This is a genomic window from Bacillus sp. TCT6, assembly GCF_056033845.1.
This window is the reverse complement of record NZ_JBVYHX010000001.1, coordinates 2980870-2995383: the sequence shown is the minus strand read 5'-3', so window position 1 is coordinate 2995383 and position 14514 is coordinate 2980870. Positions and strand designations below refer to the sequence as shown.

General features: G+C 35.1%; 15 protein-coding genes and 1 pseudogene. 11 read left to right on the top strand and 5 right to left on the bottom strand.

Annotation, left to right across the window (positions count from 1 at the left end; translation table 11 throughout):
- Window positions 1-104: 104 nt before the first annotated feature.
- The 4 genes from gnd to AC0ONG_RS15260 all read left to right on the top strand — a co-directional run bounded on the left by gnd (window position 105) and on the right by AC0ONG_RS15260 (window position 4815).
- Window positions 105-998, top strand: coding sequence for a phosphogluconate dehydrogenase (NAD(+)-dependent, decarboxylating) (gnd, locus tag AC0ONG_RS15275; RefSeq protein ID WP_001195925.1), 894 nt, complete (start codon window positions 105-107; stop codon window positions 996-998).
- Between the two features lie 109 nt (window positions 999-1107).
- Window positions 1108-1776 (top strand): fructose-6-phosphate aldolase, encoded by a 669-nt coding sequence (gene fsa / locus AC0ONG_RS15270; RefSeq protein WP_000667676.1) that lies wholly within the window; start codon window positions 1108-1110, stop codon window positions 1774-1776.
- A gap of 327 nt (window positions 1777-2103) precedes the next feature.
- On the top strand, window positions 2104-3627 hold the full coding sequence (gene gntK, locus AC0ONG_RS15265) for a gluconokinase (protein ID WP_033669680.1): 1524 nt from the start codon (window positions 2104-2106) through the stop codon (window positions 3625-3627).
- A 126-nt stretch (window positions 3628-3753) separates the two neighbouring features.
- Window positions 3754-4815 carry a lactonase family protein gene (locus AC0ONG_RS15260; RefSeq protein WP_000654322.1) on the top strand — a complete coding sequence of 354 codons (1062 nt, stop codon included), beginning with the start codon at window positions 3754-3756 and terminating at the stop codon, window positions 4813-4815.
- A 66-nt stretch (window positions 4816-4881) separates the two neighbouring features.
- Here the strand turns inward: AC0ONG_RS15260 and AC0ONG_RS15255 are convergent, their stop codons facing one another.
- A complete protein-coding gene (locus AC0ONG_RS15255; protein WP_001207874.1) occupies window positions 4882-5058 on the bottom strand; it encodes a DUF1272 domain-containing protein in 177 nt (58 codons plus the stop codon).
- Window positions 5059-5253: 195 nt separating this feature from the next.
- Here AC0ONG_RS15255 and AC0ONG_RS15250 point away from each other — a divergent pair, with 195 nt between their 5' ends.
- Together AC0ONG_RS15250 and AC0ONG_RS15245 are read left to right on the top strand one after the other, a co-directional pair.
- Window positions 5254-6075, top strand: a complete 822-nt coding sequence (locus AC0ONG_RS15250; RefSeq protein ID WP_000181443.1) for a pentapeptide repeat-containing protein — start codon at window positions 5254-5256, stop codon at window positions 6073-6075.
- Window positions 6076-6094: 19 nt separating this feature from the next.
- Window positions 6095-6782: pseudogene (locus tag AC0ONG_RS15245) on the top strand (hypothetical protein).
- A gap of 17 nt (window positions 6783-6799) precedes the next feature.
- On the opposite strand, the gene AC0ONG_RS15240 reads toward AC0ONG_RS15245, so the two are convergent.
- The gene (locus AC0ONG_RS15240) at window positions 6800-7684 is read right to left on the bottom strand and encodes a DMT family transporter (protein ID WP_000814767.1); all 885 of its coding nucleotides are present in this window, start codon (window positions 7682-7684) and stop codon (window positions 6800-6802) included.
- 463 nt (window positions 7685-8147) lie between these two features.
- Here AC0ONG_RS15240 and AC0ONG_RS15235 point away from each other — a divergent pair, with 463 nt between their 5' ends.
- The 4 genes from AC0ONG_RS15235 (at window position 8148) to AC0ONG_RS15220 (ending at window position 11218) form a co-directional block, all read left to right on the top strand.
- A complete protein-coding gene (locus tag AC0ONG_RS15235; protein ID WP_000285639.1) occupies window positions 8148-8555 on the top strand; it encodes a MerR family transcriptional regulator in 408 nt (135 codons plus the stop codon).
- Window positions 8556-8674: 119 nt separating this feature from the next.
- Window positions 8675-10003 carry a hemolysin family protein gene (locus tag AC0ONG_RS15230; RefSeq protein ID WP_000402255.1) on the top strand — a complete coding sequence of 443 codons (1329 nt, stop codon included), beginning with the start codon at window positions 8675-8677 and terminating at the stop codon, window positions 10001-10003.
- Between the two features lie 52 nt (window positions 10004-10055).
- Entirely contained in the window at window positions 10056-10469 is a 414-nt protein-coding gene (locus tag AC0ONG_RS15225; protein WP_127725894.1) for an ATP synthase subunit I, read from the top strand.
- A gap of 200 nt (window positions 10470-10669) precedes the next feature.
- On the top strand, window positions 10670-11218 hold the full coding sequence (locus AC0ONG_RS15220) for a DUF2179 domain-containing protein (protein ID WP_000938443.1): 549 nt from the start codon (window positions 10670-10672) through the stop codon (window positions 11216-11218).
- Window positions 11219-11313: 95 nt separating this feature from the next.
- Here the strand turns inward: AC0ONG_RS15220 and AC0ONG_RS15215 are convergent, their stop codons facing one another.
- A complete protein-coding gene (locus AC0ONG_RS15215) occupies window positions 11314-11541 on the bottom strand; it encodes a DUF3923 family protein (RefSeq protein ID WP_000830329.1) in 228 nt (75 codons plus the stop codon).
- Window positions 11542-11617: 76 nt separating this feature from the next.
- A complete protein-coding gene (locus AC0ONG_RS15210) occupies window positions 11618-11998 on the bottom strand; it encodes a hypothetical protein (protein ID WP_000810640.1) in 381 nt (126 codons plus the stop codon).
- 297 nt (window positions 11999-12295) lie between these two features.
- On the opposite strand from AC0ONG_RS15210, the gene AC0ONG_RS15205 reads away from it, so the two are divergent.
- Window positions 12296-13210 (top strand): tetratricopeptide repeat protein, encoded by a 915-nt coding sequence (locus AC0ONG_RS15205; protein ID WP_001024467.1) that lies wholly within the window; start codon window positions 12296-12298, stop codon window positions 13208-13210.
- A gap of 82 nt (window positions 13211-13292) precedes the next feature.
- Here the strand turns inward: AC0ONG_RS15205 and AC0ONG_RS15200 are convergent, their stop codons facing one another.
- Complete coding sequence (locus tag AC0ONG_RS15200; protein WP_000834869.1) at window positions 13293-14489, bottom strand: MDR family MFS transporter; 1197 nt, start codon at window positions 14487-14489, stop codon at window positions 13293-13295.
- Window positions 14490-14514: the final 25 nt, after the last annotated feature.

The window sequence follows — 14514 nt, the reverse complement described above, 5'->3', positions numbered from 1 at the left end:
TGTGAATACCTTTCTGTACATACTAACATTTCAGTGCTGAAAGGTATTCCAGATTGTAGTGATATGGATTTTTAATAAAAGATGATTTGAGGAGGAATTATATTATGCAAGTAGGATTAATTGGGTTAGGTAAAATGGGATTAAATTTAGGGAAAAATTTAATGGATCATAAACATGAAGTAGTAGCATTTGATTTAAATACGAGCGCAGTAGAAGAAATGAAAGAGTACGGGGCAACGGGTACATCTAGTTTAAGTGAACTTGTTCAGTCATTACAATCACCAAGAATTCTTTGGGTAATGGTACCACACGCTGTTGTTGATTCTGTTATTGATGAGGTTACACCACTTTTATCAAAAGGAGATATTTTAATTGAAGCTGGTAATTCACATTATAAAGAGTCTATCCGCCGATATGAGCAATTAAAGAAAGATGGCATTCACTTTATGGATGCAGGAACTTCTGGCGGAATGGAAGGCGCTCGTAATGGTGCTTGTTACATGATCGGAGGAGATCAAGAAGCTTGGGACATCGTTGAACCTATCTTCCGCGATACTGCTGTAGAAAATGGATTCTTATATGCTGGAAAAGCTGGTAGTGGTCACTTCTTAAAAATGGTTCATAACGGAATTGAATACGGTATGATGGCTGCTATTGGTGAAGGATTTGAGATTCTAGAGAAAAGTGAATTTGACTACGATTATGAAAAAGTATCAAGAGTATGGAACAACGGTTCAGTCATTCGTTCTTGGTTAATGGAATTAACAGAAAATGCATTTTCTAAAGATGCAAAATTGGATGAGATTAAGGGTGTTATGCATTCTTCTGGTGAAGGAAAATGGACAGTAGAAACAGCATTAGACCTTCAAACAGCAACTCCTGTTATCGCAATGTCTCTATTAATGCGCTACCGCTCATTAGACAATGATACATTTACAGGAAAAGTTGTAGCAGCTCTGCGCAATGAATTTGGCGGACATGCAGTAGAAAAGAAATAAAGTGAAACTTTAATAAGTAGGGGCTTCATTCCACACCAATCGGGCTTTTACGGGATAAGCATATTAAACATGTAACTCATCAACGTTTAAAAACTGGAGGGAATTAATCATGAAATTTTTTATTGATACTGCAAATCTTGAGGACATAAAAAAAGCATATAAACTTGGAGTTTTAGCTGGTGTTACAACGAATCCTTCTTTAGTAGCAAAAGAGGGCATTAAATTTGAAGACCGTATTGCAGAAATTTGTCAGGCAGTTCCTAAAGTTGAATCTGTTTCGGCAGAAGTAACGCCAGATGCTGTTACAGCTGAAGAGATGATCGCCCAAGCAGAAGAACTGATTAAAATTAACGGTGGCGATGAAAAAGTTACAATTAAACTTCCGATGACGTTAGCTGGATTAGAAGCTTGTCGCTACCTTACTGAAAAAGGTGTGAAAACGAATGTTACACTTATTTTCACGGTGAACCAAGCACTTTTAGCTGCTCGAGCAGGTGCAACGTACGTTTCTCCATTTTTAGGACGCTTAGATGATATTTCTGAAGATGGCGTATTATTAGTTGCTAAAATTGCTGAATTATTCGATGTTCATCAACTAGATACACAAATTATTGCGGCTTCTGTTAGACATCCAGATCATGTAACTCGTGTAGCGATGGCAGGTGCTCACATTGCAACAATTCCTTATAAAGTAATTGAACAACTTGCTATGCACCCATTAACAGACCAAGGTATTGAGAAATTTGCTGCTGATTGGGCGAAAGCGCCTAAATTATAATGAAGTGAAATGTTCACTAATTGCTTTTTTACGAGAGGGTCAATCTCTATGTGACTTCATCCTATAAACTTAATCTTGATTTTGACATCTTATTACGTGAAAACAGCAATATCATATAGAAACGATTCATTTTCAAATTAGTACAATAGATATGAAAAGGCCCCCTTATGAGAGTAAAGTTAGTTAGCACGTAATTCTCATAAGGGAGAGTCTTTTTTCGTATAAACCATGGTGCTCCCAAGTATGTATGCATAATTAGTAAAGAATTGAGAGTGTTCTTTTTTAATGGGATATTCTGAAAGGGGTTACATAGTGAGATCGAAATATATGATCGGTGTAGATATTGGGACAACTAGTACAAAATCGGTTTTGTTTTCAATTGATGGATCTGTTATTGCAAGTCATGGAATTGAATATCCTTTATATTCTCCTACGCCTGAAATAGCAGAACAAGATCCAGAAGAAATCTTTCAAGCGGTGATACATACGATTAAAGAAGTTGTGCAATCAAGTAATATACAAGCGGTTGATATTCTCTGTGTTTCTTTCAGTTCGGCAATGCATAGCGTTATCGCTGTAGACGAAGATGGAAATCCGTTAACGAAATGTATCACGTGGGCAGATAATAGAAGTGCAAGCTGGGCGGAGAAAATAAAGAATGATATGAATGGTCATGAAATTTATTTACGTACTGGGACACCTATTCATCCGATGTCACCACTTTCGAAATTAGTTTGGTTACAGAATGAGCGGGTAGAATTGTTCGCAAGAAGTTATAAATTCATTTCTATTAAAGAATATGTTTTCTACAAGTTATATAAAGAATATGTAATTGATCATTCTATAGCATCAGCGACAGGGATGTTTAATTTGAAATCTTTAAAATGGGATGAAGAGGCTTTACATGTTGCGGGAATTACAGATGACAAGCTTTCTAAACTTGTTCCAACAACGCACAGTTTAACAGGATTAGATGAAGAGCTTGCCAAAGAGATGAATGTACTTGTTTCTACGCCTTTTGTAGTAGGAGCGAGTGATGGAGTACTATCTAATTTAGGTGTAAATGCAATAGACCCTGGCGTTGTGGCTGTTACAATTGGTACAAGCGGTGCGATACGTGCTGTAACAAATCGTCCTGTAACAGATCCAAAAGGTAGAATTTTTTGTTATGCGTTAACTGAAGACCATTGGGTAATCGGTGGTCCAGTTAATAACGGTGGTATGATTTTCAGATGGGCTCGTGACCAATTGGGCACTTCAGAGATTGAACTTGCGAAGCGTTTAGGAAAAGATCCATATGAAGTACTTACTGAAATAGCAGCAAATGTGAATCCTGGATCTGACGGTTTATTGTTTCATCCGTATTTAGCAGGGGAAAGAGCTCCTTTATGGAATGCAAATGCACGGGGATCTTTCTTTGGACTCGGATTGCATCATAAGAAAGAACATCTTATCCGTGCTGTTTTAGAAGGAGTAATTTATAATTTATATACCGTTCTTCTCGCTTTAAAAGAGCTAATTGGCGAACCAAAAAAAATTCAAGCGACAGGCGGTTTTGCAAGATCGGAACTTTGGAGACAGATGATGGCAGATATTTTCCATCAAGACGTATATGTTCCTGAAAGTTTCGAAAGCTCTTGCTTAGGTGCTGCAATCCTCGGTTTATATAGTTTAGGTGAAATAGATACATTATGCGTAGTTTCTGAAATGGTAGGGGCAGATTTTCATCATGGGCCAAACATGGAAAGTGTGGAAAAATATAAAGATTTAACACCAATCTATATTCGTCTGTCTCGTCAATTGGAAGAAGAATATGAAAGTATAGCAGCGTACCAAAAAAAGTGGGTTTAAAAGCTATTTATAAAGAAAATATGGTAACGTATAAAGAGGTACTCCGATTTTTTAGGATACTCTTTCAACATAAAATATTTTAAGAAGTATGATGAACGAAAAATATAGGGAGAGAGGGTTATAAAAATGAAGGATAACAAAGAGTTTATTGGATATGTTGGAACTTACACAAAAGAAAATAGTGAAGGAATATATAAGATTACTTTAGACACAGAAGCAAAAAAAATTAGTAATGTAACACTTGCCGCTAAGCTGGATAACCCTACATATGTAACGATTAACCGAAATAATGAGTATCTCTATTCCGTTGTTAAGGAAGGAGAATCTGGTGGTGTAGCTGCCTATTCAATTGATAGTAAAACTGGAGAGTTAAAGGCAGAAAACAGACAAGTAGTAGAAGGGGCTTCTCCTTGTCATGTGAGCGTTGATAGTGGGAATCATACGGTAGTTACAGCAAATTACCATAAAGGAACGATTGAGTCTTTTGAAATAAATGAAGAAAATGGAACTGTAAATCCTGCTTCATCTATTATGGCGCATGAAGGTTCAGGTCCAAATAAAGAAAGACAAGAAAAACCACATGCACATTACGCGGGATATACTCCTGATGAAAAATATGTGATAGGTGTTGATTTAGGAATTGATAAGTTAATTACGTATGAAATAAAAGATAGTACATTAACAGAAGTGAATAGTTTATCTGTAAATCCAGGGAGTGGTCCAAGACACATTACTTTTCATCCAAATGGAAAATACGCTTATGTAATGACGGAGCTTAGTTCAGAGGTTATTGCGCTAACATATAACTCGGAAGAAGGATCCTTTACAGAAGTACAGTATATTTCTACTCTTCCAGAACACTTTGATGAAAATAGTCAAGGAAGTGCTATCCATATTTCTTCTGACGGCCGTTTTGTATATGCAGGTAATCGTGGTCATAATAGTATCGCTATTTATAGCGTAGATCAAAATTCAGGTCAGCTTACATTTGTTGAACATACATCTACAGAAGGAAATTGGCCGAGGGACTTTGTATTAGATCCCACTGAAAAGTTTCTTGTTGCTACAAATGAAAAGTCACATAATCTTGTGCTATTTTCAAGAGATGAATCTACAGGAAAGTTAACACTTTTACAATCTGATGTTGCTGTGCCAGAGCCTGTTTGTGTGAAGTTTTTAAATGTTTAAGTTGTGTTCGATATAATTTCATATATTCAGAAAACAATAAAAAGCAAAGCGATATCGCTTTGCTTTTTATTGTTTCTTTTTCGGTCTACGTACTAATTCGCCGCCGCAGTTTGGACAAACGTTGTGTCTTTCTTCTGTACATGGTGCGCAAAATGTACATTCATATACACAAATGTATGCTTCAGAATCTTGTTCGAGCGATTGATCGCAAATTTGACAGTTTGTTTTCATTTGTAGTGCCATAATAAGTCTCCTTTTAGTTAGAAAATTTATAATTTAATTATAATTCATTAAATAAAAATAGTCCTTTTCAATTGAAAGGAAATCGAATGATAAAGTTATGAATTGAAACGAAAGATGCCGGTTTATTTTAAAATTGATTATTTATTACAGTTGGAATATTATGAAATAGTCAAAAGACAACAGGGGGTATAGATTTTGACTAATCATAATGATCATTTAAAAGCAAACTGCGAAAAATGCTTCGGTCTATGTTGCGTTGCATTACCGTTCGCAGCATCGGTAGATTTTGCAGTGAATAAAGATGGTGGTAAACCATGTTCCAACTTACAATCAGATTTTAAATGTAGTATACATAAAAATCTTAGAGGAAAAGGTTATAAAGGTTGTACAGTATTTGAATGTTTCGGCGCTGGGCAGAAGATTTCTCAAGTTACATTTAACGGGGTTGATTGGCGGAAAGATGCTAAGCATGCGAGAAAAATGTATGATGCTTTTCCAGTTATGCATCAACTTCATGAAATGCTTTGGTATTTGAATGAAGCGATTCTTTTAAAGGCAACACAGCCAATTCATAAAGAGCTGAAGACCGCAATTGAGGAGACAGAGCGACTTTCGAATTTAAATCCAGATAAGTTAATGAAAATAAATGTTCCAGTGCATAGGGCAGAGGTAAACATTCTTCTTTTAGAAACGAGCGAATTAGTATGGAAGGAAATGAATACTGCGCGTAAGAAACGAATCATACACCGCGGTGCAGACCTTATGGGAGCAAATCTGAAAAAGAAAGATTTACAAGGTGCAAATTTAAGAGGAGCATATTTAATTGCGGCAAACTTAAATGGAGCAGACTTACGAGGGGCAGATCTCATCGGAGCAGATTTACGAGATGCAGATATTCGCGGGACTGATTTTACAAATAGTATTTTCCTGACGCAAGTTCAAGTTAATGCGGCTAGAGGGGACAAACATACGAAATTACCGAAATTATTGTCTCGTCCATCGCATTGGAGTGCGTAAAGAGTGAGGAGTATTTAGTGTGGATATATTTCAGTATTTAGAAGAGGTGCAAGAGGATGCCTTTTCGTTAGCAGTAGAGCAAATAGAAGCGAAGTATTATGATATTTGTTGCATGTTGGCGTCTACAGAATATGCAGAACGAATTAAAGCAATTGATTTAGAGTCATATAAGGAAAGTATTAGAGTAGGTTTGGATGCAGCTGTAGAAATGGCTACTAATGAAGAAGCAAAGGCGATTTATTTTGAGTATGATCTTGATAACGAGTGGAATAGTCAGTTTTATCCCGCATTAACGGGCAGTAAGACCCCCACCTCAAAATTCAGCGAAAGCAAAGAAGTTACGTGGGAAGTCAACTGCCCGTAAAAGCCCGATTGGTTCAACTAATAATCAGTGGGGATGAAGAACGCCCCCACTGATTAAAGTTTCACTTTATATTTGTGAGGAATATGTTTCAATGGAAGAAGAGGACGATAATTGGGCTTCAGAATGGACATATAATATTGAGGGGCCGGGGTCTGTAGAATTAGCGGATATGTATAATGAAAATGGCTTTGACACAAGTGAAAAAGCAATCGGTATAACTTTATATTTAATTGCTAAAACGCTGTGTAGTTTTATAAGTGTACGTAGTGAAGTGCAAAGTAATATACCGATTTGTATTGGTTTTCACGACCAAGATCCAATTATACGAACAGGCAGAGACTAAGAATCTCTGCCTGCTTTTTATTTCTTTTCAAAAGTAGTAATTAAAACGCTACATATAATGAGAATACCACCAATGAAAAAGTTACTATTTAATGTTTCATTTAAGAGCAACCAACCAAGTAACGATCCAACGATAGGTTGGAAGAAGAAAAATAAGGAACCGATGCTTGCATCCAGTAATTCTAATCCTTTATTCCAAAGGAAAAAGGCACCTGCTGTTGAGACGATTCCTAAGTATAATACGCCTAATATTACGTACGTATTTACTGTTCCGATAGAGGCCGCTTGTAGCTCCCATATCATAAAAGGTGTAATAAAAAAGAGTGAAAAGAAAATTGCGTACGTTGTAATAACTAAGGATGAAAATTGGATTGAAGCGATTTTTACATAAATAGATAGTAAAGCCCACGTAATAGCGGCTCCAACTAAAATGATTGTTCCGATAAAATAGGAGCCGATTTCAATATCCCATCCGATTACGATAATGACACCGATTGTCGCTATTATAGTAGATAAAAGTCTACGAGCAGTTAGTTTTTCTTTCAAAATGAGCGCTGCAAATATAACCATAAATGCAGGTGTAGCTGATGTAACTAACGAGCCTGTATGAGCGTCGGATAATTTTGTTCCGATAAATTGGCATGTGATTGAAATGAAATAGCCGATAAATCCAATCCAAGCGAATAATAGCCAATCTTTTTTGCGAATGGTTGCTTTTTTCTTTTGCTTTTTCTCAGCTATTTTCAAAATGAAATACAAAACAACAAAAGCGATAATAAAGCGTAACCAAACGAGTGTCAGTGGTGGGATAAAATCGAGTATGTATTTGCTAACAACATACATACCACCCCATATACTTGCTGTTAGTGATAAATATATAGCTCCTAAAATTGTTTGTTTCATGTAAAGTACCTCCGTCTATTTTTAGGGTAATATGAGTTCCCTAAGACGAGGCGTAGTGTATGTGCTAAATGAATGCCCGTCTTAGTTTATAGACGGCCTACAGGTTGATCGTTTTCGAATGAAGTGTTGTAGTACATGAGTGCATTCCTCCTTCATATTTTATAATGATATTATAACTTAATTTTCAGTTTATTGTACTGGGTTATTTTTTTAGAAATAGAACGGTATGTTCTAAAATAAGAAAATTTGAAAAGAACAGGTGATTTCATAAATATATTTGGCTAGCACGTAATTAATGAAATTTAATAATTTAATTATATAAGTAGAATCATATTCTATAAGTTTAAGAAAATATATGAAGTTGTGTATAAATTGTGAATAATAAACCGTCACGTTTGACTGTACAGTTTATGTGTTGTATGATGTAAGTAATATAAACAAGGGGGGGAAGATCGTTGGGAAGGTGTATCGAATCGGACAGTTGGCTCTCATGGCTCACGTGTCGAAACGAACGATTGATTATTATACGAATCTAGGTATCTTAAAAGCGGAGCGATCTCAATCTAATTATCGCTATTACGACGAAACAGCATTTGAGACATTACAATTTATTGAGAAGTGCAAAGAAATGCATATGCCGCTTTGTGAGATTAAAGAGAAAATCGAGGAGAAGAAGAAGCTGCTCGGTATCAATGAACACGTTTCGAAACAAGTGAATGAAGTGACAGACCATATTCACCGATTAGAAGTGGAGCTTACTGAGTTAAAACCGCTTTTAGATGAATTGACTGATTCACAACGTGAAAAAATATCGAAATCTTTATCAGGTCAAACGACAGCTTTAATACAGACACTTGCTCTATTATTATAGAATAAGTGAAATCCGACCTCTTTAATTTTTGTATCGGGCTATGTTTTCTAACAAACAAATAAGAAAACATTATAGTATACAGGAGGTGGACACCTTAGTTTTTTAACTAAGGGGATTCATTGGAAATATTTAATTTAGTCATGGTTGCGATTTTAATCGCATTTACTGGATTTTTCGTAGCAGCAGAGTTTGCGATTGTAAAGATACGTTCAAGCCGTATCGATCAGCTTGTTGCGGAAGGAAAACGCGGTGCTTTAGCAGCGAAAAAGGTAACAACAAATTTAGATGAATATTTATCTGCTTGTCAATTAGGTATTACAGTTACAGCTATGGGATTAGGTTGGTTAGGTGAACCGACAATCGAAAAGTTATTACACCCGTTATTTGAGAAATGGAACTTAAATCCTTCTATTTCATCAGTATTAACATTTGGTCTTGCTTTTATGATTATGACGTATTTACACGTTGTAGTAGGGGAATTAGCTCCGAAAACGATGGCAATTCAAAAGGCTGAAAGGGTAACGTTATTATTGGCAGGTCCATTAATGATGTTCTATAAAGTAATGTATCCATTTATTTGGGTATTGAACGGTTCAGCTCGTGTGATAACTGGTTTATTCGGTTTAAAGCCAGCTTCAGAACATGAAGTAGCTCATACAGAAGAAGAATTACGTCTTATCCTTTCAGATAGCTATGAAAGCGGCGAAATTAATCAAGCTGAATACAAGTATGTAAATAACATTTTTGAATTTGATAATCGTATTGCGAAAGAGATTATGGTACCGCGAACAGAAATCATTGGTTTCTACCTGGAAGATTCAGTAGAAGAACACATGAAAGTAATCCAAAATGAGCGATACACACGTTATCCGATTTTTGGAGAAGATAAAGATGATATTATCGGTATGGTCAACGTAAAAGATTTCTTTATTCGATATATGACCGAGGATCAAAAAGATTTATCATCTATTCGCTCGTATATGCGTCCGATTATTGAAGTGATGGAAACGACTCCAATTCACGATTTATTACTTCAAATGCAGAAAAAGCGAATTCCGATGGCTGTTTTATATGATGAGTACGGAGGAACAGCCGGAATTGTAACGCTTGAAGATATCTTGGAGGAAATCGTCGGCGAAATCCGTGACGAATATGATGAAGATGAAGCACCACCAATTCAACATGTGAACGAGCAACATATCATTGTTGATGGAAAAGTGCTTATCTCAGAAGTGAAAGATTTATTTGGATTACACATCGAAGAAGATGATGTGGATACAATCGGTGGATGGATTATGATGCAAAATCATGAAATCGAAGAAGGACAACACGTTGAGGCGGAAGGTTATGAATTTAAAGTGTTAGAAAAAGACGCTTACCAAATTAAACGTGTTGAAATTCGTAAGATGGAACAAGAACAAGAAGAAGAGAAAGCAGCAACTGTGTAAGTTGCTGCTTTTCTTCTAAAGTACAAAAAATGAGAACTTAGGAGCGGATATTTTGATTCAAGAAGCCTTACGTGTATATCGATTACAATTGTATGTGATCTTTAGTGGTTTACTACTTATGTGGACGATTACTCCGTTTGGAAAACAAGTGACAGGGTTTGGTATTGGATTAGCAGTAAGCGCCTATTGTCTTTGGTTATTAGCTCGCAGGGTGGAGAAACTCGGAAAAAGTATCGTAATGAAGGAAAAGACTCCTGGGTTAGGAGTTCTAAACCGATTTGCAGCTGCCATTTTAGGAGCAATCATCATGTATGAAATTGAGCATGAAATGGAAATGTGGGCATTTGGTACAGGCATTTTAGGTGGTCACTTTTTAATGATTGCAAATTTAGCTTATGCGAATATGCAGTTAGTGAAAGAGGAAGAGAAGCAAAGGGAACATGCTTCGAAAAACATAGAGCTATGATGAAAGGGGCCTAATGGGGTTCCTTTTTTGTGTTTAAGTGAGCTAATGAAAGGAATCAATTTTACGACAAATATAATACGCTTCTTTTTTTTGTTTTTCAATAGTATGAAAAATAATGTAAAAAAATTTAAAAACCCATCGATTTCTAAAGGTTATGTATGTTATTATGACAAAAGACTTTTTGAAAGAGGTGGATACCAATGTTACAAGCGTTACTTATTTTTGTGCTTCAAATTATTTATGTTCCAATTTTAACAATCCGTACGATTTTGCTTGTAAAGAATCAAACAAGATCCGCTGCTGGTGTTGGATTGTTAGAAGGAGCTATTTACATTGTCAGTTTAGGTATTGTGTTTCAAGATTTATCAAATTGGATGAACATCGTTGCCTATGTCATTGGCTTTAGTACAGGACTTTTATTAGGCGGTTATATAGAGAATAAATTAGCAATTGGTTATATTACGTATCAAGTTAGTTTACTAGACCGTTGTAATGAATTAGTAGATGAACTACGTCACTCTGGATTTGGTGTTACGGTATTTGAAGGCGAAGGAATTAATTCTATACGTTATCGCTTAGATATCGTTGCAAAGCGCTCTAGAGAGAAAGAACTGTTAGAAATCATTAATAAAATTGCACCGAAAGCGTTTATGTCTTCTTATGAAATCCGTTCATTTAAAGGCGGATATTTAACGAAGGCGATGAAGAAGAGAGCGTTAATGAAGAAGAAAGATGAACATGCATCGTAAAGAAAAGGGGGTAGTGCAGCTTTAAAAGCATGGCATAATCCCAAAATAAAAAGAGAGGAATCAAGTTTGAAAAAGATTCCTCTCTTTTTTATGTATTATTTTTTTCTACTCTTTCTTAAATTAACAAGTAACCATACAACTTGAATAATTATTGGTAATATAAATGCAATTAATAAAACGATAAAGGCTATTAATTTCAGCTCAGGTGTTTGAGTAACACCGGTCCCATCAACCTCTCTTAGCAAAATGATAGCTGTCAATATCCCGAAAGCTATAATCCAAAATATGTTACCAATCCACCAATAAATCCATCTTCTTTTCATGCTAGCACCCCTTATATTTACCCACTGTTAAAAGTAAATTTTCGTTCGTTACATTTATAATGAAATGCCTATAAAATTAATTTTTTTTAACTGTATACCTAACTTGTTTAAAGGTTACCATTTCTCCATCTTTATCATCATCTTTTGTTTGCAAAAGTTGAACTTTTGGCTTGTAGTCCGTCCTATGAGCGTGTTCGATATCTTTAATGTTAAGCTTGTAGGATTCACCATTATTAATTTTTTGTTCCAATACTTTTTTATTAGCAACATAAATAAAGGTCACTTTATTTTCATCAATGCCCTCGGTCTTAATTTCTAATTCATTATCTTTTGTTGTAATGGTTGGTGTTAATAATTCCATACTGCCGTTTCCAGTTTCTAAAGAATTTCCTGCAATAGCTGAACATCCGGATAATATGATTCCGGTGAATAGAAGAACAGCTAATTTCTGTTTCATAACATCCCTCAATTCCATGTGAATTTTGATTTTGGTATTGCTAGATTACTAGTGTGGAGCGTAAATGTTTAGTTAGTACCCTTTTAATTGTACCATAATATGTAAATTAAAACAGGATGTATATCCAATTTAAGGGAGATTAAAAAATTTACTGATTGTTGTAAATTCGTGTGTTTTAGCTTCTATTTCAATCGAAATGTAGACGAGAGAAAGAAATTTTTTTATAGAAATTATAATTTTTACATTTTACAATAATGATAGGGAATAGATGAATTCATTTACTTCGGAGGTAGTTATTTGAACATTAATGAGAAGGCAATTGAAATGTTTGAACAAAATAAATATGAGGAAGCAATGGAACTGTTTCAACAAGCAGTACATGAATCTAGAGACGTACAATCTCTCAATAATCTGGCTTGGATGTACTTTTATGAGGAAGAGAATGATGATAAAGCTCTTGAATTAATAAGAGAAGTTGTTAAGTTGAATCCTTCTTCATACTTTCCTTATAACATCTTAGGGGAAATTTACACGAAACAAGAAAAATGGGAAGAAGCGAAAGAAGTATTGCAAAAATCTATTTCGATGCAACCATCGGATGAAGCATTTCACAATGTAGCTGTAGCGCATTATAACCTTGGAGAGTTAGAAAAAGCTTCGGAATTTTTTTTGCGAGTTGCAGGGGATTCGGACTATATAATGTATAGCTATGTAAAATGCTTAATTGATTTAGGGCGAACGACAGAAGCGAAAGAGAAGTTAGATGCTTTTAACAGGAAATCTGATAATTTTTTAGGAGAAATTCATGTAGCAGATTTATATGTTGAGTTGAATTGCTATAACGAAGCAATTGAATGGTTCGAAAAGGGATACAAAGAAGTTTGGAAAAGTCCTAACTGGATTGGTAGGTTTGTATATGCTCTATATAAAGCTAATAATTTCTCCCGTATAAATGAAGTTATACAGGAATCTATCGAAGCGAAAACATCAGAAATAGAAGATGTTCAGAATGAAGAAGTAGAAGAAAACTGGACAGAAAAAGATAAGAAAGAGTTAATTGAGGAATATACAGAAGAGAATAATTGTTATAAAACAATGATAGAACGTATCAAATCTGGATATGTTCCAGGGTTAGAATTTGAAACTTATCATTTAGGGGGGTGCTATTTATTTGGTTGTAAAAGACATAATCATCTTGAATATGAAAAATAAAAAGATTCGACTGTCAAGTATGATGGTCGAATTTTTTTATTATAGGTTGCTTGTCTAAAGGTACCATTTCAATTGTAATGTGTTAAAGAGGTTTCGTCTCATTACATAGGTATATATCCTCTTTAGAGCTCCCTTTTTTAATATTTAAAATATGGAGTGAAATAAAACCAATAACTCCTATTCCGCCGAAAATAAGCCATGGTGTATACATTCCGTTTAAATTGGATGTAAACGATGTCCCGGTATAGTTACCGATGATAAAACCAAATGCGAGTGATAGTTGATAAAATCCGAAGAAAGTGGCTGTATATGATTCATTACTGTAATTTGCAATAGCGATATCAGCGTTAGGTAATACGAGTGTTTCACCGATTGTAAATAAAATTACACAAATAAAGAGCCAATATGGGTGTTGAAATAAAGGAATGAGTAAAAAGGAAATACTCATTAATAAAACACCGTATTTAATAATCGAAAGTGTGTTGTATTTGTGGAATAATTTTCGGAATAATACCATAAATATGACGCCTGTTATCGCATTTATCGTAATAACGAGTGTAGCAAGTTGATTGCTATTACTAATGTTTTTCATATGAAGTGGAAGTGCGACAGTAAGCTGAGTAAACATAATATAGAAGAAAATCATGATAAAGGAAAACAGAAGGAAAGACTTGTTTTGTAAGATGGCCTGTATTCCTAATGTAATAGACGTGTTTTCAGTAGTGACTTGGAAGTGATTTTTAAGTAAGTAAAAGATAAAAGCAAATAACAGCATAAGAGATCCTGTTAGAGAGAAAGCGTAGAGTGGATCGAGTAAGAGTAAGAACCCTCCTGCAATTGGTCCGATTATTGCACCGCAATTAAAGCTAAGGTTTAAATATGTAAATAAATTTTTTCTCAAATGAGCTGGCTGTGAGCCAAATATAGCGCGAGCGGCAGGTTCGTAAAATGCAGTTCCGAAGCCGATAAGTGCAGAAGAAATAGAAATTGTATAGAAATCAGAGCATATTCCTAAAGCGATAAATCCGATTCCTCTCAAAAATAAACCAGCTATCATCATAATGATATAGCCTATTTTGTCAGCAATTAACCCTGAGAATAATGGGATAACTCGTGATGTAATTGTCATAACCGTCAACACTGTTCCTACTTGGACAGCAGAAAAATGAAGAAAGGTTAATAGATAAATAGCTAAAAATGCGTATACTGCAAAATACCCAAAAGACATAAAAAATGAAGAAATAAGCATGAAACGTATCGGTGTTGAGAAACTTTTCATAGAAATCCCCCTAATTATGTAACCA